Origin of the sequence: Streptomyces populi, assembly GCF_002911015.1 — a bacterium.
In the GTDB taxonomy this organism is placed as follows: domain Bacteria; phylum Actinomycetota; class Actinomycetes; order Streptomycetales; family Streptomycetaceae; genus Streptomyces; species Streptomyces populi.
The window spans coordinates 1-19,604 of record NZ_KZ626923.1; the positions used below are offsets into that span (position 1 = coordinate 1).

Consider the following 19,604-nt stretch of genomic DNA (forward strand, 5'->3'; position numbering starts at 1 on the left):
GGGCTCCTGTGCTGCTGAGTTGAGACGTCGAACACCTCCCTCAACGGCACGGGAGCCCTGTCCGTTGCGTACCCCACTCCGTCACCCGATCAGTGGCCATGCTGAAAACGCTCAGTGACCACACTGAAAACGCTCACTGTAAGAAATCTCAGTATCTTTGGTCCGTCAATGGGCGCTGTGCTTCCCTGATCCACCGGTGGATCAGGGAAGCACTGCCGCCTCGCGCAACCGTCCTCAGCCCTCTCCCACAATCTCGCCGGCATCGGCCCAGGGGGCATGACCCGTCTGCGGCAGCGGCCAGCATGCACTGCACGGTCGTAGAGCCCGCCACCAAAGCTCCTGCGCCTCATGCTGAGGCGATTCGCCCCTGCGACGATTCCTCGTCGGCATTGCCTGGCTCCTCGTATCGCAGCGGCGGGACGACTCGGAGGGGTCAGGTGTGGGAAAGGGCGAAGGAAACGAGGAAGCCGCTGACGGTGATCAGCCCGATGGCCAGGTGGGCGTCCTCGAAGGCCTCAGGGATCATCGTGTCGGCGAGCATGGCGAGGATCGCCCCGGCCGCCACCGCGGTCACCGCCGCGATCACCGCGGGTGAGAAGGAGCCGACCACCGTGTAGCCGAGGACGGCGGACACCGTGCTGGCCGCGGCGATCGCCGCCCAGACGCCAAAGACGTACCCTCGGGTGCGGCCGGCTTTCTTCATGCCGGCCGAGCTGGACAGTCCCTCGGGGACGTTGCTGATGAACACAGCGGCCACGGTCACCAGGCTGACCGCTCCGCCATCGAGCAGGCTCACACCGATGACGGCGGACTCCGGCACCCCATCCAGCAGCGCGCCGAGGGCCAGCGCCGTCCCTGAGCCGCCCTGCTCGGCCTCTGAGGGCTGCGACTCCCCCGGCTGATGACCGGAGCGCTTGCGATGGCGCGCGCCCCGGCGGGCCAGCCATACATTGCCCGCGGTGTAGGCCAGGGCGCCGATGAGGGTACCGGTCGCTGTCGGCCCGAGCCCTGCCTGGTCGTAGGCCTCCCCGACCAGTTCGAAGGAGACCGCTGAGATCAGCACTCCGGCCCCGAAGGCCATCACGCTCGCGACGGCCCTCTGCGGCACCCGTATCCCGTACCCCAGAGCGGCCCCCAGCAGCAGCGCCGAGCCCGCCACCAACCCCCACAGTCCAGCCTCCACCACATCAGTCATGTCCACGCGTCTACCCGCTGCGAAGTGGATCAGCTCACCACCGTGTGTCCGTGCGCAACTCACGGTGCGGGCACAGCTGCGGCCTCAGCCGGCTGCTGGAGGACTGCGTGTGGTGGCAGGACAGCACTGAGCCCGGCACCCGTGGTGGGGCCGGGCTCAACAAGCAGCGGTGTCTACTCGGGCTTGACGGTGTCCTTGGCCTTCTCCTTGGCCTGGCGGAGATCCCCCTTGGACTCCTTGGCCTGCCCCTTCGCCTTCAGCGACTCGTTCCCGACCGCGCCGCCGACAACCTTCTTGACCTTGCCCTCGACCTGCTCGCCCTTGGCCTGAGCCTTCTCGTGTGCAGCCACAATCGCTCACCCTGTCCCGTTCGACGTCAATATGCTCCTTCGTCTCACCCCGCGTTTCGTCTCCAAACCCGAAGTCGCAGCACGACATTTCACAGCCTCAGTCCCGCAAGCAATACATAAGATCGCAGGAATGAAGACAGGTCGGCCGGGCACACGAGCCATCGGAGGTTGATAACTATGGTTCCCATTCTTCTCGTTCTTCTGCTCGCCCTGATCCTCTTCGGCGCCGGTTTCGCACTCAAGGCCCTGTGGTGGATCGCCGTCATCGTGCTCGTCGTGTGGGCCCTCGGGTTCGTGATCCGGCCCGCGGGCAGCGGTGGCAGGCGCGGCCGCTGGTACCGCTGGTAAGCACGCCTGACCAGAGCATTAACGCGGGGGGCCCGGCGCTGTGGCGCCGGGCCCCCCGCGTTTCGCGCACCCGTCACAAGGAAGACGAAAGCAGTGAATTACATGGACCGGCCATATCGGGGAACGTGAGCGCTGCGGTCGGAGGCCGGCCGTTATGCCAGGAACCATGGCCTCCAGCACGGCCCCTCCGGCCGCCCGCCCATTCCACAACGCGAATGTGTGCAGGCCAAAAGACCGGGCACACGGCTTCCTGAGGGAACGTCACCGAATCCGATGACGTGCGAAAGGCCTCGGTTCAACTGCGGGGCGATGAATTCCGATGAGGGAGATACCTCTATGAGTGACAGCATCTGGGGCTACCAGCCGACCGCCGGCCACATCGCGGGCACCGATCTGACCGGGTACAAGGTCGAGGCGACCGACGGCAGCATCGGCAAGGTCGACAAGCACTCGGACGACGTCGACTCCGCCTACCTCGTCGTCGACACCGGCGTGTGGATCTTCGGCAAGCACGTCCTGCTCCCCGCCGGCACGGTGACCAGGGTCGATCAGGACGACCGCAAGATCTACATCGACCTCACCAAGGACCAGATCAAGGACTCCCCCGAGTTCGACAAGGACAAGCACACCGGCGATGCCGGCTACCACGAGCAGGTCAGCGGCTACTACCAGAGCCACCGCCGCATCTGACCCCCAGCAGCAGCCAGAAGCGGGCCCGCAGGAACTTTGCGGGCCCGCGTCGCGTGCGACAGCCCGCGCTCTGACAGGCCGCACGTCCTCAAGGCCAAACGCGATGGGGCCCACCGTACGGCCCAGCCCCGCTGAAGGCACTTCTTGTCCGTGGACGTGGAACGGCTCCCGTATCGCACAGGTCCGCCACCTCGCCGTGCCCTTCCTCTTCACGGTCCGCGACGCGCTCAGCATTCCGGTGGCGGACCCGGCGGTGGAGATCGTTAAGCTGATCGTGAGTGAACTGGTCACCAACGCCTGCACATATGCGGCCGGCCCGGCCCTCCTGCAGCTACAGGTCGCCGGCAACGCCCCCGCATCGAACGGTGGGACAGCAATCCCATGCCGCCCGCCGTGAACAGCCCCCGACCGGGGCGGATCGGACAGCACGACCTGGAGGCGGACTGAACGAGGGCATGGCTCGTCATGACCGGAACCCCGGCTGTCCGCGCAAAAGGCAGAGGGACAGCTGGTCAGAGCTCAGAGCCGCCTGATGCAATTGCCTGGAACCTACGCCTGCAGCTTGATTCCCAGCACAGCGCAGGCTGCCCGTGCCACACGGGCTGGCGCAGCGCCGGGCTCGGGGAGCGGCAGCAGCATGTGGCTGATGCTGAGGCGCACCAGGAGGTCGGCGGCCTCGGCACGCCGGCCCTCCTGCACTCGCGGCAGGACGTCACCCAGCCATCCGCAGACCAAGGTCCGAGCGGCGGTGAGGATCGGTTCGGGACGACTGGTGAGGAAGGGCAGGAGGGCGTCGGTGCCGCCTCGGGCGGCGCTGAGCACGGCTTCGATGAAGGGGTTGCGTTCGGCCTCGGCCAGGGCATGGCCGACGCCTGCCTGGAGGGCGAGGCCCACGTGGGTGCGATGGCGCTCCAGTACATCAGCCAGGCCGGTGAGGAACCGGTCGGATTCCCGGTGTACCAGGGCTTGTCCTATTCCAGCGCGGTCACCGAATTCGGCGTAGATGGACGGGCGGGAGACCTCGGCGCGTTGGGCGAGGTCGGCCACCCGCACCCGGTCCCATCCGTTCTCCGCGGCAAGGGTCCACGCCTCATCGAGCACACGTCGGCGCATCTGCTTGCGCCAGGCGACACGCGGGGGGTCCGGCGGTTGTGCGGCCTGTGCCAGCTGTCTTTCGGTCGGCAGAGCTTGCCGCCAAGAGCCGACTGTCTGCTGCATCCGCTCCACCCCTCCAACGCCACTGACAGGTAGTCAGAATATTTACACTGCGCTGGCTTTGTCAGCCGTTTGGCCGGCTGTCAGTCTGAGGGCCCCACCGCGTGCTTCCGCCCCCACCTGGGCGGAAGAGGCGGAAGCACGCGGATTTCAGGATGAAGGAGTGGGCCGATGAGCCACGTTGCCGACGGCATCGCCTGGCGGGATCCCAAACGTCTGTGGTGGCCTTTGGCACTCGCCGTTCCGACCCTGCCCTGGCAGGCAGGAGCCCTGGTGCACCTCACCGGAGTGACGGCGTTCTGGTGGTGGGGGCCGTTCTTCGCCTTCGTGCTGGTGCCGTTGTTCGATCTGATCACCGGTGCGGACGGGAAGAACCCACCCGAGGCCGTCGTGGAGCGCCTGGAACAGGACCGCTACTACCGCTGGTGCACCTATCTGTATCTGCCGCTGCAGTTCGCTTCCCTGGTCTGGGCGTGTACGCAGTGGTCCGGCGGCAGCCTCGGCATCGTCGGCTCGATCGGGCTGGCCGCCACCACCGGTGTGGTGGCGGGCGTGGCCATCAACACAGCCCACGAACTCGGTCACAAGCGTGAGCAGGTGGAGCGCCGGCTCAGCCGCCTGGCACTGGCCCAAAGCGGCTACGGGCACTTCTACGTCGAACACAACCACGGCCACCACGTGCGCGTCGCGACACCGGAAGACCCCGCCAGCTCCCGGATGGGCGAGAGCTTCTGGGCCTTCCTGCCCCGGACAGTCGTCGGCAGCCTGGGCTCCGCATGGTCGCTGGAGCGGCGCCGCCTCCAGCGCCGGGGCCGGCGTACGTGGAGCAGGCACAATGACGTCCTGTCCGCCTGGGCACTGTCCGTGGCTGTTTTCGCAGCCCTCAGTACGGCGTTCGGCCTCGTGGTGCTGCCCTATCTGCTCCTACAGGCGGCGCTCGGTATCGGCCTGCTGGAATCGGTCAACTACCTCGAGCACTACGGCCTGCTGCGCCGACGACGCCCGGACGGCCGCTACGAGCGAGTCGCCCCCCGGCACAGCTGGAACAGCAACAACACGGTCAGCAACCTCTTCCTCTTCCAACTCCAGCGGCATTCCGACCATCACGCCAACCCTCTGCGCCGCTACCAGACCCTGCGCCACTTCGACGAGGCCCCGCAGCTTCCCGCCGGCTACGCGGCGATGATCGTCCTTGCCTGGGTCCCACCCCTGTGGCGCCGCGTCATGGACCGGCGACTGCTGGCCCACTACGACGGCGACGTGAGCCTGGCCAACACCAGGAAGCCGGGGGCGTGGCTCATGGCGAGTCGCAGGAACGCGAGCGGCCCGGTGCGTGAACACCGGGCCGCGACGAACCAGCGATCGTCAACGCGCTGATCCTGGATCGCTCGCACAGAGTTGCACCGAGTTCTCCGCCTACGGGACTGAGTCCCGTAGGCGGAAAGGCGGCGTCGGGATGACGTATGCGTAGCTCTCGGGCGGGTGTGTGACCACGCGCCAGGCCGACATCTAGTAGTGCTTCGTTAGGTTCTGGGTCTGGTTCTGCGTGTGACGAGGGTGACGTGGTGGTGCCGGCCGCGCCAGGTGCGGCCCTCGAAGTGGTCCAGGCCCAGACCGTGTTTGAGTTCGCGGTAGTCGTGTTCGATCCGCCGGCGCATCTTCGCCCACCGCACCAGGTCGGCGACCGCCGTGTCGGCAGGCAGATCGCTCATCCAGTAGCCGGTCGGTTCACCGGCGTCCCGGGGCTGTTCGACGAGCAGGGTCCGCAGCGGCAGCACACCGTCCCAACTGCCGCGTCCGCCGGCCGGTTCCTGGGCGGTGCGGGTGGCTTCCTTGCCCGACGGCCGCACCTCGAGCACGGCGAAACGCGAGGTCATCGTCCCCTTGCCGCCCTGCCGCCAGGTGACCTCCTCGAAGGAGGTGTCGGCCGTGATGAAGGTGCGCAAGGACCGGGGAGCCTCGCGGTAGCGGGGCAGGGTGGGTGGCCCCGGCCCGCTGTAGGCGGGCTGATGCGGCTTCGCATCAGCGAGCCGGGCGACCTCCATGGGATCCACCGCCATCACGTAGGACCAGCCGCGTTCCTCCAGAGCGGTCCGGAACCAGACGCTGCGGCCGTAACCGGCATCGGCCACGATCACCGGCACGGCCAGATCGTGTGCGGCCAGCAGGCCCAGTGCCAGGCGCGTCTTGGACACGTGGCCGACCTCGTCGGGCACCCCGGCCCGTCGGCGCCGCTGGTGATCCGACGCCCATTCCTCGGGCAGGAACAGTTCCCACTCCAACGGGCACGATGCGGTGTCGGTGGCCGCGTGCACGCTGACCACGACCTGGCAGTTCGCCCGCTCGCCCAGCGCCCCGCAGTACTGGCGGGCCACTCCCACCGACGCGGTCCCGCACTTGGGGAACGACACGTCGTCGACCACCCACACCTCGGGAGTGATCACCCCGCACAACCGCTCGGCGATCCGCCGGCGAACCGGCTCCCATTCCCACGGCGACTGGTTCACGAACTGCTGCAAGGCCTGCATGTTCCCGTCCGGCAACCGCTCGGCCATCGGCTGGATCGACTTGCGCCGACCATCCAGCATCAGACCCCGCAGATAACACTCGCCCCACCGCCGCTGATCCTTCCGCGGCACCGAAGCGACCGCAGTTCATTTCCCGAGCCGCCAACGTCGGCTCTCCTGCTGGTCGCAGGTGCCACAGCCTGGCTGCTCAGTGGTCGAAATAGCTGAAGTCGCCCACGGTCCAGGCGCTGACGTCGGCAATCGCAACCCGGTACATCCCGCCCGTCTCCGGGATGCCGACCGTGCCCTGCAGGATGCGGGCGACATGGAAGTGCAGATGCGTCGGCGGTCCGTCTTTCTTCGCAGGGGCGTCAAAGACGGTGGAGAACTCGCCCAAGCGGGCAGAATCCGTCAGCACGTCCGACACCCGCTGCCTCCACACCGCTTCGGGAGCAAGCCGACCGGTGATGACAGCACCACCGGTGACCACGGTCAGGGACATCTGATTGCTCGGTCCGGATTCCACCAAGGCAGCAACATCCACGAGCAGCTCGTCAGGCTTCGACATGGCGAAGATTATATTTACCAGCCCCGGAATCGTTGAGCGAGGAGGGCAGCCGGCATACAGGGCGTTTCACTGTCCTACTGGCGACGGCCCGGGGGTAGCTGCAATGACGCTTGGCCGGCCAAAGCTGTCGGCGCCGCCGTACAAGTCAGCGGCACGCATCCACAGCGCATGCAGACCAGCCCTGTGAGCAGCACCGCGTTCACGTCGGGCGCGCGTGCCAGAACTTTCGTGCTGCTGCTTCGGTACGGCCCAGGACATCCGGCGGCATTCTGACGTCGCCGAGATCGGGACTATGCGTTGGCCCATCCGGCGGTGTTCGAGTAGGAGCAGCGGGTGCTGCGACTCCACGCCTCACCAGTGATGCGTCTGTATCCCTCGTCTGGCGCGTAGGGCGGGTTCTCTGCCCAGATGAGGTCCGCGGCCCAGGAGGCGAAAAGCTGCGGACCGCGGAGCACTGCTTCGTGGGTTTCACGTCGGCGGCTACGACGGCTGCCCGCGTCCAGAGGAGGCTTTCGCTCGACAGGTCGTGCCCGTACTCCTTGCGATCCAGCCTGTAGAGCGCCCACGACAACCGTTCGGCAAACCCGATCACCGTCGCCAGCGGCCCTGCGGTCAGACAGTCCGCCATTGTTGCGGCCAACTGCTCGGCGTCGAGGTCGGGCATGGACGGTATGCAGTCGTTGATGAGCTGCCAGAAGGTGTTTTCGTCCATGCGAGCGGCACCGGATGCAGGCGTGACCGCAATCTACAGGCCGGAGCCGCATCTGGCTGCCGTGGCGATCGATGCGTTGGCCGGACCGCTGGTGTAGATGGCGAAAGTCGGGCTGACCACCCAGGTTCCCTCCAAGACGCGTGCGGACGTCCACGCCCTTGCCCGGCTCAAGCGGGAGACGACGTACCAAAGGCCGTTCTCGACGATGTGGCAGGCGAGGCTGGCGATCTTCCGCTGGCTCGCGTACTGCAACGCCCGCAGGCGCCCCAGCGCCCTCAATTGCCCTTCACCTGCCGAGTCCGAACGGCAGTACCAGCAAAAACGTAGACTCACCCTCGCGGCATCGGGACCACCTCACCCGTTCGGGACACCGTCAGTAGGCGCCCTGCCGACGCAGGGAGCGCGGGCGGCCGTCGGGATCGGCGACGACCCGGTAGAGCGGGTCGGCCAGGGCCCGCGTGATGCGGGACAGATGCGGCGGGTGATAGGTGCGCAGCCGTCCCGGCGGTCGCGGACCGTGACGACCGCCGTCGTGCCAGGCGTCCAGAGCGGCGGCTGAGTCGGCGTAGGCCGCAAAGGCGCGGCCCGGGTCGCAGAGTGCGGCCGCCTCCCCGTCCCCGTCGCGGTCCAGGTGTTCGAGATTCAACGACAACCGCAGCTCGCGCGCGAAGACGCGGGCACCGTCACCCAGGCCGCCGGGGTCCGTCGGTTCACGGGGGTCACGGGTCTCGTCGAGGACAGCGCAGCTGAGTTCCGAATCGTGGGTCCAGGAGCGCCGGTTGACGTTGTCGGAACCGACCGAGGCCCAGACGTCGTCGATGACACAGACCTTGGCATGGACGTACACGGGCGTCCCGGCGTGATTCTCCAGGCTGTATACGGCCACCCGGTCACCGCCGGCTCGTCGCAGGACTTCCAGGGCGCGGATCCGGCCCAGCAGATTCATCGGTGTGCTGATCCGCCCTTCCTGGTCCGGCAGGGGCGGCAGGACGGCGACCATCCGCAGACCCGGATGATCTGCGAGAGCCTGGGCGAACGGCTGGAGAGCACTCTCCGACCACAAGTACTGGTCCTCCAGGTAGATCAGTCGGCGCGCCCGCCGCAGGGACTTCATGTAGGCGCGGGCGATGCTGCGTTCACCGTCGGGAGCGAACGGATAGCCCCTGAGGAGGCGGTTCGGGTAGGTACGCAGGATCTGAACCGTGTGGGAACCGTGGGGGCCCGGGTCGGGTTGCTGTGCCGGGAGCGGATCCGCCCGTGTGTCCTCTCCCCGGAGTGCCGCCCGCAGCCGGCCGCGCGGGCTGCGACTGAGCGGAGCCGGGTCCGTCCACCGCTCACGGAATGTGGCCTCGACGTCACCGACGGCGGGCCCGCGCACCGCCAGCTGGACGTCGTGCCAGGGCGGACGGGAACCGTAGGCATCGGCGATGCGTTGCGCCTGCGGGTCACCTTGATGAGCGGCGTCGTCCCGACGGCTGTGGCACAGATCGATCCCGCCGACGAAGGCGACGTCCCGCTCGGGCCGACCCGGGTGGCGCAGCACCACGAACTTTTGATGGTGCGAGCCACCCGGCCGCACCCGCATGTCGAGCAGGCACTCCCCTCCCGCCGCCTCGATCTCCTCCCCCAGGTGGTAGTTCTCCTGTTCGCTGAACTGGAACCGATCCAGGTGCGAGCGCCACACCAGCCCCTTGACGACGACACCGCGGCGTGCGGCGTCGCACAACACGTCGCCGATAGCGCTCTTCGAACCGTCCAGCAGTTCGTCAGGGTCACCCCGCCAGTCCGTGAACATCAATACGTCGCCGGCCCGCTGCGCCCGCACGGCCGCGAGCAGCTCGGCAAAGTACACCGCTCCGTGTACCAGGGGGCGGACATCGTTGCCCGTGGACCACGCCGCACCGTCGGCATGACGGCGGTCCACCCGCGACGCGGGATTCCCCCGCTGAGTGGGGGTGAGCAGCCAGTCGGCGCGTTCCACGTGGCAGTCCTTCCAGCCGACGGCCCTTCCCAGAACTTCTGGTAGATCCGTTACCCCCTGAGCGCGCGACCCACGCGACTCCTGCTCCGAACAGTCCTGCGGAGGCCTCCATTGCCGGAGTCGAGGCCGGATGCGGCGGACCGGCTCGTGGACGTCGTCCTGTCCGCCACATCCGGCTGAATCGCGCAGGGGCTGCTGCCGCGGTTTGCTACACCCCTCAGGTCTCCCTCTCGCAGAGGGCGCGCATGTGGGTGTTGAAGCCGTCGGCGTGGCGTGCCATTTGCTTCGGCGTTTCGGCCGTCATCTGGGCGACGAAGAAGGAGGCAGCGTTCCAGGCTCTGCGCGACGTGTATCGAGAGCCGATCTGCTCCATCCACCTCAGCAACAGGCTGCACCCGTGCCACAGTCTGCGCTGCGGCCGCGCTGCCAGCCCGAAACGGGCCCACCCCTGTCGCCTTAACCGATTTGCTCGCCTTCCTCCGCCCGATGACCGTGAACGGCAGGCTGCCGTGCTGGGACGAGGCAGACGTCGCCCCCGTGTTCTCCGATCCGATGACGCGGCAGACAGTCATCGAGGAGCAGCCGACCCTGCCGTTGTCCTCCTACGAACAGCACATCCCGGTCCCTGACCGATGGGACGATCATCCCTGTTCCTGCTTGCTGTTCGGTCCTCCGTACGACGGCCTTGCCGTCGAGGCGCGCGAACGCGGCTGGCGCGTGGCACACCTGCCCGGCACACACCTCCATCAGATCATCGATCCTGCCGACACAGCCCGACACCTCGTCGAACTCGCCACCATGACCTGATCCGCTTTCAATGCACGCCCTGGCGGCAATGTGTGACGGCACGGAACGCCGGCTGGAGCGCGACGACGGCCCCCGCGAGCGCTTCGGCTCGCGGGGGCCGTCGAACGGGCTGAGGGAGCGTCGGCCGGGGCGATGGGGCCGTACGGCCGGGCGCGCGGTGATCAGCCGTTGAGCGGGAGGTCGTAGTGGGTCCATGGAGACCAGTTGCCGTTGTGGTCACGGTTGCGGCCCCAGTATTCCGCGGTCTGGTCGTAATAGAACACCCTGAAGGTCCAGGGATCGCTGGTGTCGTAGTCGTAGGCGTGCACCGTGCTCCACGCCTTTCCGCCCATGGACATCCATCCTGACCAGTCCCCGTCGGAGTCGGTCCAGCGGGTCCACACCGCACGGTCGGTGCCGACGACGAATTCCTGCTTCGTATCGTTGGGTAGCTTGTAGCTGGTCACGCCGTACTCGCAGATGTAGACGCCGCCTCCGCGGGAGCAGTTGCTCGCCTCAGCCGGCGTGGCCATCATCGCGACACTCGTGAGCGCGACGGCCGCGATCACGGCTGCCTTGAACTTACGGATCAGCATGACTCTCTTCCTTCTGACGTGCGACCGACCCGCTCGGGCAGGGCCGCAGTGCTGACAGCAGACTCTCCGGCCCGCCGCTGTTATTCCGCTACCGAGCTTGTCGGTGTGAAGTCGCTGGACGGCTGGCGGCATGTGGGGGCTTCCACCCCCGCTCCTCGTAGCGTTCGCGTTCCTCGTGGACCTGTGGGAAGAGCAGTGCCTCGCAGATCATCTGCGTCTGCCGGCGCGTTCGTCACGGTGCTCTTTCCGTAACTCGAATCGCTGCCGCGTAGCCTCCTTTGCGCCTGCCGCAGAGCGCACTGTGCGAACCCTGCGGGGGATGGCAGAAGACAACCCTGCGGCCGGGGCAGTCGACCAGGAAGTTCCACCGGCAGAACTACGTCCCGCGCCACTCCCGGGGCCATCCGGCCGTGCGCGGCCAGGGGCGAGGGATCGTGCTGAGGCATCTTTCTCCTCTGTCTTCGGAGCGATGCCGGCGGCGGTCAGCCAGTTCCTGCCCGGACGGCAAGCGGTCGCAGGCACACCAACATGGCCTTGAGCCATGGCTCTGACACCGGTGCGTCCGTGGCCCCTGTGGACTGCCCGGGGCGCCGTTCGCTTCGGCTGGGCTCAGAAGTCGTCCGCGCCATTGCGGAGTTCAGGCGTCCAGTAGCCGGTGAGGGCCTTGGCCGGGTCGACGGCGATGCCGTCGCTACCGGGCGCGGTGACAGCGATGACCGTGGAGTTGCCGTCCAGCGTGACGGAGAACGCGGACACGGGTTCGTTGTCCTCGTCGACCCCGCCGTCCGACAGCTTCACCAGGGCGTAGGCCGGGGCTCCCGCAGCGAGGACGACCGGTGTGGCCGGCTTGCTCCTGGAGACGACCGGGACGTCCTGCTTGTGGTTCTCCAGGAACTGGATGTGCGGGAAGCCCGTGAGCTGGCAGGAGCGCCGGGTGGTGTTCTTCGCCGTGAGGACGATGTGGGTGTAGGGCGGTCCGTCCTGCCTGGCGGCGGTGACACGGACGTCCTTCGCGGTACAGACCGGAGTGGAGGCGCTCACCTGCTCGCCGGTCGCACCGGCCGAGCCTGCGGAGGCGCTGGACGACCCCTTCGAGCCGGCCAAGCCCTTCGAGCCGGTCGTGCCGGTGCTCTTGCCGGCCGTCGACGCGGTGGCCGACGCGGTCGGCGCGGACGACGACGTGTCGTCCCCGTCGCTCTGGCAGGCGGTGAGAGACAGGGCGAGAACCGTGCCCGCGGCGGCGAGCAGCGTGGTGTGGTGACGCAGAGTGTTCATGAAGATTCCCCGTAAGCGGTGCGGGCCGCGGCGCGGTGCCGTCGGCCGATCTCGTCTTGCGTTTTGTTTTCGAGGTGATCGGTTGCCCTTGCCGAGCGCGTATCGGTTCCGGCTCGGGGCGGACGACGCGGCCGGGCCGACCCGCCGCCGTGTGGGGTGACGGGCGGTCTGAGCCCCTCCCGAGCCTGGGAGGGGCGCTCCGCGTCGGACTTCAGTCGACCATTTCGGGGCTCCGTCGCCCAGGCAGTTCGCCCGGCACAAATACCGTCGCCCATACTTCTGCCGGGGGCTCTCAACCGGACGGGCCGAACGAATCGGGGACATCGACGGTGCGTGACGGCACGCCTTCCACGGGGGACTTCGGACAGCAGTTGCGCAACCTGCGAGTCCGTCACGGGCTGAGCCAGGAGGCGCTGTCGCATGCGTCCGGAGTGAGCGTCAGAGCGCTGGCCGACATGGAACGCGGCCGTACTCGGGGACCGCAGCGCCGTACGGTGCAGGCGCTGGCCGAGGCGCTGGAACTGGACGACGACGAGGCGGCGAGCCTGGAGAGGTCGGCCGCTCTGGGCCGTCCGCGCCCCCGGACGGCCCCCGCACCGGTCGGCCCGGGGTCTTTGGCCCTGCCGCGCGACATCCGGGACTTCACCGCCCGCGGCCCGGCGCTCGCCCGGCTGCTGAAGATGGCGCAGGACGCCGGTCCGGGGCTGCCGGCGGTCACCGTGGTCGCCGGGCAGCCGGGGCTCGGCAAGACCGCATTCGCGGTGCACGCCGCGCACCACCTCGCCCCGCGCTTCCCGGACGGGCAGTTCGCCTTGGACCTGCACGGCATGGATCCCGAGCCGACGCCCCCACGGGACGCGCTTGCCCGGCTGCTCGGTGCACTCGGGGTCGCCGACGCAGCCGTCCCGGTCGCTACCGACGACCGTGTCGGCCTATGGCGTTCCCTGGCCGGTGAGCGACGCCTGCTGCTGCTCCTCGACAATGCCGCCGACGAGTTTCAGGTCGGCCCCCTGCTGCCCAGCACCGGTCGGTCCTTGACCATCGTCACCAGCCGCCACGCCCTGGCCGGTCTGGAATCCGTCCACCGCACCGATCTCGCTCTGCTGCGGCGCGAGGAGGCGGTGGAACTACTGACCCGCATCATCGGCCCGGACCGGGTGCGCGCGGAGGCACAGGCCGCACGTGACCTCGCCGACCTGTGCGGGTACCTACCGCTGGCCGTCCGGATCGCCGGCCAGCGCCTGCTGAGCCGCCCGCACGAACGCCTCGGCAAGCTCGTGGCCCGCCTCGCCACGGAGGGCAGACGCCTGGACGGCCTCCAAGCTGGAAACCTGCGAGTACGGGCCGCCTTCGCGCTCTCCTACCGCCAACTGCAGCAGGACTCCCAGGTCCTGCTGCGTCGCGCCGCGCTGGCCGCCGGAGCGGACTTCAGCCCCGAGACCGCCGCACGTCTGGCCGGCCTGTCCCACGACGAGGCACTCGCCCGCGCCGAGGAACTGACCGACGCCGGGCTGCTGCAGAGCGATGTCGCAACCGAGCGGTACCGCTTCCACGACCTGCTCAGGCTCTACGCATCCGAGCAGGTGGCGGCAGAGGACAGCCCCGAGGTCCGCGACGCCGCCCTCGACCGGACCGCGGACTGGATGCTGCGCCGGGCCACCGCCGCCGCGCTGCACTTCGACGTAGAGCATGAACACGCCCTGTCCCCGGGCGACCCTGACCCGGATACCGCGCCCACCAGTCGGGACGAGGCACGGGCCTGGCTCGAGGCCGAGCAAACCCAGTGGCTCGCCGCTCTACGCCGGGCGCACGGCACCGGCCGGCATCGGGAGGTCCTGGACACGGCGCAGGCGATGCACTGGTTCTCCGATCTCAACCAGCACTGGGAGCAGTGGGTGGAGGTCTTCCAGCTCTCCGCCGACTCCGCCCGCCTGCTGGGTAGCAGGCAGAAAGAGGCGGTCCACCTCAACTACCTCGCCTGGGCCCACAACTCCTGTACCCACGACACCCAGGCTGCCCTGACAAGTGCCGACGCCGCGCTCGCCGCAGCCCGCGACAGCGGGGACGGACTCCAGGAAGGCTGGGCACTCGGCTACGGCGCAGGCGCACTCCAGCGGCAGGGCCGCGTGAAGGAGGCCGAGAAGCGTCTACGCGAGGGCGCCCACCGCCTCGCCACCGAAAACTCGCCGCAGGGCCGACTGGCCGAGCTGACGATCCTCAACACCCTGGGCACCCTGCTGCGCCAGACCGGCCGGGCGGCCGAGGCGCTGGACCTGCACCACCGCAGCGAACGGATCTGTCGCGCGGGTGTCCCCGGTCGGACGGACGGGGTGATCACGCTGTACCTCGCCGTTACACGGCTACACATCGGCAACGACCTCGCCGCCCTGGAACGCTGGTCCGAAGCCGAAGCTCCGCTGCGACAGGCCCTCACCGCCCTGGAGGCCAGCCAGGTGCCGGCGTGGGCCGAGCGGACCCGCCTGCACCTAGGCCAGGTCCTCGCCGCGACAGGACACCCCGAGGCCCGCACAACGCTGCGCACCGCCCGCGACGCCCTCGCCGCGCTGAGGAGCCCCCTCCAGATGGAGGCCGTCGAGGCGCTCGCCGCACTCGACGACATCGGTGTCGCCACCGCCTGACGCAACAGCAGTCGCACACCGCCCACCATGTGCCCGGAACTCAAGGCATCGCGGGTTGAGGCGACCCCTGGGGTGTGGACACTCTGACAATGGATCTTGATGGTCCGAGGAAGGGTGTCCTGTGGGACGTAGGTCTCCGTATCCGGAGGAGTTCAGGAATGACGCGGTGGCGCTGTTTCGCGCCGCTGGTGGTCGGCGCACGTATGCGGCGGTCGCGGCGGATGTCGGGGTGACCGGCGAGACGTTGCGGTCCTGGGTGCGTCAGGGCTGATGAGCAGGCGGGCCGGGACCGCGGCGGTGAGGCTGCCGAGGACCGGGACGAGGAGTTGGCGAGGCTGCGGGCCGAGCTGGGCCGGCTGCGTAAGGCCGAGGCCTAGGGCGTGTTTCGAAAGTCCCGTCTGGCTCGCGACGCCTGGCACGGCACCTCGCCGCGTTGTCGGGATCACCCGAGTACACCCAGTACGCGGGCGACCCTCCGCCTTGCGATGCACCGCACCAGACGCCGCGAGCCCCGCCCTCCGGGCGGACGACGCTACTTTCGAAACACGCCCTAGTGGCAGTTGGAGCGGGAGATCCTGCGGCGGGCGGCCCAGCATTTCGCCCGGGAGATGAAGGCATGACCGGCCGCTGGGACTTCATCTCCGTCCACCGCGCCGACTTCGGCGTACAGCGGATATGCCGGGTCCTCGGGGTTTCGCGCTCGGGCTACTACCGGTGGCTGGCCGGTGCGGCCGCCCGCGCCGGGCGCCGGGCGGACGACGACGCGCTGGTTGCGGAGATCCGCGAGATCCACGCCGCTCACCGCGGCACCTACGGAGTACGCCGGGTCCACGCCGAACTGCGGGGCTTCGGACACACAATCAACCGCAAACGGGTCGAACGCCTGATGCGCCGCGAGGGGATCGAGGGCCGACACCTGCGCCGACGCAAGCGCACCACGGTCCCCGACCGACTCACACCGCCCGCCCCGGACCTGGTCCGACGCGACTTCACCGCCGCCGGCTTGGACGAGAAGTGGTGCGGCGACATCACATACGTGCAGGTCGGCGGCGCGTGGCTCTACCTGGCCTGCGTCCTGGACATCTGCTCGCGCCGGGTGCTCGGCTGGTCGATGGCCACGCACATGCGGACCGAGCTGGTTGTCGACGCGCTCACGATGGCAGTGGCGACCCGTGGTGGCCACGTCGCCGGAGTGATCTTCCATGCGGACAGGGGATCGCAGTACACCTCGGCAGCGTTCGCCCAGGTCAGCGACTATTTCGGGATCCGCAGGAGCACGGGCCGTGTCGGGTCGAGCTATGACAACGCCCTGGCAGAGAGCTTCTGGCAGGGTCTCAAGAGAGAAGCGGTCCAGGGGGTGTTCACGACGGTGCGGCAGGCCAGGCTGGAGATCTTCCAGTGGCTCACGTACTACAACGCCCGCAGACGCCACAGCAGCCTCGGCCACCTCTCACCCGTCGAGTTCGAACAACAGCACCGGGCAGAGCATAAACTCACCCTCGCAGCATGAACCCCGTGTCCACACTCCGGGGGACACCTCACTTCGAACCTGCCCTTCGGGAAAGCGCACATGTTCCGGCGAACCTGTGCCAGGTGGTGCCTGAACAGCACAGGTTCCACTCTCGAGGCGGATGCTGCATGATCGAACGGTGTTGGTCGAGGTAGAGAAGATCGCGAAGTTCCCGTGGAGCCCGGTGCTGGCCCAGGTCAAGACAGCATTCGGCCGCACGGCGGTCCGCTGGTGCGGGGATCCCGCTGCTGGGCCTGGCGAGTACCACGTGGAGTGGACTGTCGACGAAGACATCACCTGGGGGCGGAATGCCAAGCCGGCAACCGGGACCGGGCCTGAGGTTCGCCCCGGCGGGCACTGTGTTGTCCTGCGGGGACGGCTGAATCTCGAGGAAGACGGCGTCGCCGTGCTGCACTTGGACGACGCGAATATCCTGCTGGATCTGACCGATCCGTTGCCCGATGGAATCGTCGGCACATGGGTTGAGCTCTTTATCGAGCGCGAAAAGATCGCTCTCTATCCCTACGAACTCTGACTGGTCATCACGATCGGGAGTCATACCACTGAGACATGAGTGTCTCGTCGATGTGGTCGCATAGGTAGATGAGGGTGGCCTCGGGGTCCATGCCGAAGGCAGCGGCGACGAGCTTGGGGTCCATCGTGTTCACGAGGTCGACCAGGCGGGTGCTGCGGATCATCCAGGGTAGGTATCCGCAGTCGTCAAGTACATGAGATAGATGGGCAGTTGACGCTGGCTGACGGCCAGCTTTCGTTCCTTTGGTAACCATGACATGGGGGTTGTCCGTCGGCCAGGCCGCCCGGTGGGTGAGACATCGCTGCAGCACCGTCCAGGAAGCGGGGTCCAGCAGGACGGGGTGCGGGCGTTTGCCTAGTCTGACCGACTGGGCGAGCGGGTCGATGTCGGTGATCTGCAGCGCGCTGGAGGCGCCGTGCAGCAGAGCGAGCATGCCGATCAGGGCTTCGTGCGGGTGGGCGTGGTCATCGCCGGTCCACCGGCGGAAGAGTTCGCGCTGCTGGTCGAGGGTGAGAGTACGGCCGCGGAAGCCGCCTGGCTCCTTCGTGGTCAGTCCGCGGGTCGGGTCCACGAGGATGATGTGCTGCGAGCGGGCGAAGCGGAAGAACTGCCGCAGGACGACCAGTCGACGTTGGCGGGCCTTGGGCAAGGTGACCAGGAAGGCCTCGATGTCGTGCACGTCGGTGAGAGCCCAGTCGTCCTTGCTCCGGTGTTCGGTGAGGAAGCGGGCCAGGTCCCGGAGGATACCCAGGGCGGTTTCCAGGGTGTGATGGCTGCGGGGTCGGGTGCCGACCCGGCGGGCCCGGTCCTGGGCCCGTATGCAGGAAGCGTCGAAGGCGGCGACGGCCGGCCGGAGGGGTTCCGGGACGGCGTCGATGCGTCGCCCCGCGGCGAGTCGTTCGGCCTGGTCGGTGGGCATTGCCAGGCCGCGCTGGGTGAAGAAGTCCTCGAGGGCGCGGGCGAATGGGCCCATCGACCGTCCCGGGCGGCGGGAGCGCTCCAGCAGAGCTTGGGGAGAGTTGGAGTGCTCGTCCTGCAGAAGGCGGCCGAGGTCGGTGACGAGGCCGCAGGCTCGGGACACGCAGAAGCGGGCCGCGACATGCGCGACGAAGTCCTCCAACCATGCGGGCGGGTTGGCGAGCTGGTCGCGGAGGTGTTCGCCGCGGATGAAGGGGCGGCCGGGGTGCTTTTGCCAGCAGGCCGAGCACAGCCCCAGGCCGGCATGCCACCGGAGCTGCCCACATTTGCGGCAGGTCCGGGGTGGCTGCTTCGGTGAGCCAGGGTGGGAACATCGCCCGCAAAAGCCGGTCCCCTCGCGCAGATGGCCTGGTTTCCCGCACCGAGGGCAGGGCTGCCGGGCGGCGAGCCGCTCGGCCTTGCGGCGGCAGGCCCCGCATAGCCGGTCATGGGCCGCACGAACCGGATGGCCGCACTGTTCACAGACGCGCGATCAGGTGATGCAGCGGCCAGTGTCCACTTGGAGCACGCGATCCTTGCCGCAGGACGGGCATGCCGTCTTTGCAGCCTGCTCCACTATCGGGCGTCACCTCCCACGCCGGCCGGCCAAGAGCGGTGAGCGTCCGCTCCAGCAGGCCGATGTCGTTGTCGATTGTCACCGGGCTGAACCCGCGGGCCCGCCACGAGGCGACGAACGCGTCCACACACGCCGTCTGGAACTGCCACGGGTCCGTGACCAGCGGTCCCAGCGGGACGCCACCCCCCGCGATGACCTGCAGCCTCGCCTCGGCCACCAGCACACCTTCCTCGCACCTGAACCCTCAAGGCAGCACCTTGAAATCTCGGCCTCTGCCGCGAGAACCAACGAGGACCGCATAGGGAGGAAACGGCCAGGTGGCAGCGGCAACTCGTGTGAGGGAACAAGTGCCAGCCCCAGATGACTGGGCCACCGCTTTCGGTGACGCCACGGTCGCCGCCGCGATGCTCGACCGGCCCCTGCACCGGGCCGCAGTCGCCGGTATCGACGGGCCCTCCTACCGGCTCCGCGGTCACCAGAGCCAGGCCGAAACCATCCGGGCCGGGGTGAATGCCCGTGTCTCCTGACACCCCCGACAGCACCGAGGTCGAACCCGAGATGGCACGTCGCTGCCCGGTCTGCGAGACCGTCTTCACGGTCGCCTACGGTTTCAGCCGACAGGTCTTCTGCTCACCCACCTGCAAAGCGGCCAACAGCAAACCGGCCCGGCGGACCTGTCCGGTCTGCGAGAACGAATTCACCACGACGGTCGCCCGCCGCCGGACCTACTGCTCGGAACAGTGCTGCGGCGCTGCCCGCACCAGCGATGACATCCGGGACCAGCGCGTCTGCCTGGTCTGCAACGGCCCGTTCGAGACCCTGAAAACCACCCGCCAGATCTACTGTTCCCCAGCCTGCCGCAAAGACGCCGAGCGCCGCCGCGACCAAGCAAGAGACGAAGACCGCGCGCGTCGTCTCGGTGAGACCACTTCTCTGCCCTCGTGGCCTGAGCCGCCTCCACCGTCCCAAACTCCCAGCCGACCCCTCGCACGTCAGCAAGTGGCCGCGGAACGTGACCCGTTGGAACCGACCGCGACCCGCAACTGTCCCCACTGTCACCAGTCGGTCACCATCGTCGCGCTTCTCGCGACACCCGAAGCCGCCCGCCCTTCCGTCCCCACCGCTGGCCCCGACATCAGTCCACTGCGGAGGACTCAGTGATC

At 68.4% G+C, this 19,604-nt stretch carries 18 protein-coding genes and 3 pseudogenes; 10 read left to right on the forward strand and 11 right to left on the reverse strand.

Features of this window, described 5'->3' with window-relative positions; genetic code table 11:
* Positions 1–433: 433 nt before the first annotated feature.
* A complete protein-coding gene (locus CW362_RS31155; RefSeq protein WP_103552985.1) occupies positions 434–1,195 on the reverse strand; it encodes a ZIP family metal transporter in 762 nt (253 codons plus the stop codon).
* A 173-nt stretch (positions 1,196–1,368) separates the two neighbouring features.
* The gene (locus CW362_RS31160) at positions 1,369–1,545 is read right to left on the reverse strand and encodes a CsbD family protein (RefSeq protein ID WP_103552955.1); all 177 of its coding nucleotides are present in this window, start codon (positions 1,543–1,545) and stop codon (positions 1,369–1,371) included.
* Between the two features lie 177 nt (positions 1,546–1,722).
* Between CW362_RS31160 and CW362_RS31165 the strand changes: the two genes are divergently transcribed.
* Both CW362_RS31165 and CW362_RS31170 read left to right on the forward strand, forming a co-directional pair.
* Positions 1,723–1,893 carry a DUF5670 family protein gene (locus CW362_RS31165; protein WP_037622123.1) on the forward strand — a complete coding sequence of 57 codons (171 nt, stop codon included), beginning with the start codon at positions 1,723–1,725 and terminating at the stop codon, positions 1,891–1,893.
* A gap of 336 nt (positions 1,894–2,229) precedes the next feature.
* Complete coding sequence (locus tag CW362_RS31170) at positions 2,230–2,583, forward strand: PRC-barrel domain-containing protein (RefSeq protein ID WP_103552956.1); 354 nt, start codon at positions 2,230–2,232, stop codon at positions 2,581–2,583.
* A 549-nt stretch (positions 2,584–3,132) separates the two neighbouring features.
* Here CW362_RS31170 and CW362_RS31180 read toward each other — a convergent pair.
* Complete coding sequence (locus CW362_RS31180; RefSeq protein ID WP_103552958.1) at positions 3,133–3,801, reverse strand: TetR/AcrR family transcriptional regulator; 669 nt, start codon at positions 3,799–3,801, stop codon at positions 3,133–3,135.
* 168 nt (positions 3,802–3,969) lie between these two features.
* Here CW362_RS31180 and CW362_RS31185 point away from each other — a divergent pair, with 168 nt between their 5' ends.
* Positions 3,970–5,175, forward strand: coding sequence for an alkane 1-monooxygenase (locus CW362_RS31185; protein ID WP_103552959.1), 1,206 nt, complete (start codon positions 3,970–3,972; stop codon positions 5,173–5,175).
* Positions 5,176–5,321: 146 nt separating this feature from the next.
* On the opposite strand, the pseudogene CW362_RS31190 reads toward CW362_RS31185, so the two are convergent.
* The 4 genes and pseudogenes from CW362_RS31190 to CW362_RS43510 all read right to left on the reverse strand — a co-directional run.
* Positions 5,322–6,443 (reverse strand): annotated as a pseudogene (locus tag CW362_RS31190) (IS701 family transposase); the annotation flags it as partial.
* 70 nt (positions 6,444–6,513) lie between these two features.
* On the reverse strand, positions 6,514–6,873 hold the full coding sequence (locus CW362_RS31195; RefSeq protein WP_103552961.1) for a hypothetical protein: 360 nt from the start codon (positions 6,871–6,873) through the stop codon (positions 6,514–6,516).
* 1,085 nt (positions 6,874–7,958) lie between these two features.
* A complete protein-coding gene (locus CW362_RS31210; RefSeq protein ID WP_103552963.1) occupies positions 7,959–9,566 on the reverse strand; it encodes a phospholipase D family protein in 1,608 nt (535 codons plus the stop codon).
* A 217-nt stretch (positions 9,567–9,783) separates the two neighbouring features.
* Entirely contained in the window at positions 9,784–9,939 is a 156-nt protein-coding gene (locus tag CW362_RS43510) for a hypothetical protein (protein ID WP_162684286.1), read from the reverse strand.
* Between the two features lie 113 nt (positions 9,940–10,052).
* On the opposite strand from CW362_RS43510, the gene CW362_RS31215 reads away from it, so the two are divergent.
* A complete protein-coding gene (locus tag CW362_RS31215) occupies positions 10,053–10,373 on the forward strand; it encodes a hypothetical protein (protein WP_240658128.1) in 321 nt (106 codons plus the stop codon).
* Positions 10,374–10,534: 161 nt separating this feature from the next.
* Here CW362_RS31215 and CW362_RS31220 read toward each other — a convergent pair whose 3' ends face one another.
* Together CW362_RS31220 and CW362_RS31225 are read right to left on the reverse strand one after the other, a co-directional pair.
* Entirely contained in the window at positions 10,535–10,948 is a 414-nt protein-coding gene (locus tag CW362_RS31220) for a hypothetical protein (protein WP_103552964.1), read from the reverse strand.
* 609 nt (positions 10,949–11,557) lie between these two features.
* A complete protein-coding gene (locus CW362_RS31225; RefSeq protein WP_103552965.1) occupies positions 11,558–12,223 on the reverse strand; it encodes a DUF4232 domain-containing protein in 666 nt (221 codons plus the stop codon).
* 329 nt (positions 12,224–12,552) lie between these two features.
* Between CW362_RS31225 and CW362_RS31230 the strand changes: the two genes are divergently transcribed.
* The 4 genes and pseudogenes from CW362_RS31230 (at position 12,553) to CW362_RS31250 (ending at position 16,907) form a co-directional block, all read left to right on the forward strand.
* Positions 12,553–14,862, forward strand: a complete 2,310-nt coding sequence (locus CW362_RS31230) for a helix-turn-helix domain-containing protein (protein WP_107502024.1) — start codon at positions 12,553–12,555, stop codon at positions 14,860–14,862.
* A gap of 121 nt (positions 14,863–14,983) precedes the next feature.
* A pseudogene (locus CW362_RS44890) lies at positions 14,984–15,241 on the forward strand (transposase); the annotation flags it as partial.
* Between the two features lie 174 nt (positions 15,242–15,415).
* Positions 15,416–16,372, forward strand: a pseudogene (locus CW362_RS31240) (IS3 family transposase); the annotation flags it as partial.
* Between the two features lie 139 nt (positions 16,373–16,511).
* Positions 16,512–16,907: a hypothetical protein gene (locus tag CW362_RS31250; protein WP_240658129.1), complete on the forward strand. Its 396-nt coding sequence runs from the start codon at positions 16,512–16,514 to the stop codon at positions 16,905–16,907.
* Positions 16,908–16,914: 7 nt separating this feature from the next.
* On the opposite strand, the gene CW362_RS31255 is transcribed toward CW362_RS31250, so the two are convergent.
* Positions 16,915–18,027, reverse strand: coding sequence for a site-specific integrase (locus CW362_RS31255; protein ID WP_206301101.1), 1,113 nt, complete (start codon positions 18,025–18,027; stop codon positions 16,915–16,917).
* Between the two features lie 316 nt (positions 18,028–18,343).
* Positions 18,344–18,658 (reverse strand): hypothetical protein, encoded by a 315-nt coding sequence (locus CW362_RS31260; RefSeq protein WP_206301102.1) that lies wholly within the window; start codon positions 18,656–18,658, stop codon positions 18,344–18,346.
* A gap of 130 nt (positions 18,659–18,788) precedes the next feature.
* Between CW362_RS31260 and CW362_RS31265 the strand changes: the two genes are divergently transcribed.
* Both CW362_RS31265 and CW362_RS43515 read left to right on the forward strand, forming a co-directional pair.
* Entirely contained in the window at positions 18,789–18,968 is a 180-nt protein-coding gene (locus CW362_RS31265) for an ATP-binding protein (RefSeq protein ID WP_206301103.1), read from the forward strand.
* Positions 18,958–19,602: a hypothetical protein gene (locus tag CW362_RS43515; RefSeq protein WP_162684287.1), complete on the forward strand. Its 645-nt coding sequence runs from the start codon at positions 18,958–18,960 to the stop codon at positions 19,600–19,602. Before CW362_RS31265 ends, CW362_RS43515 begins: the two co-directional genes overlap by 11 nt.
* Positions 19,603–19,604 lie beyond the last annotated feature (2 nt).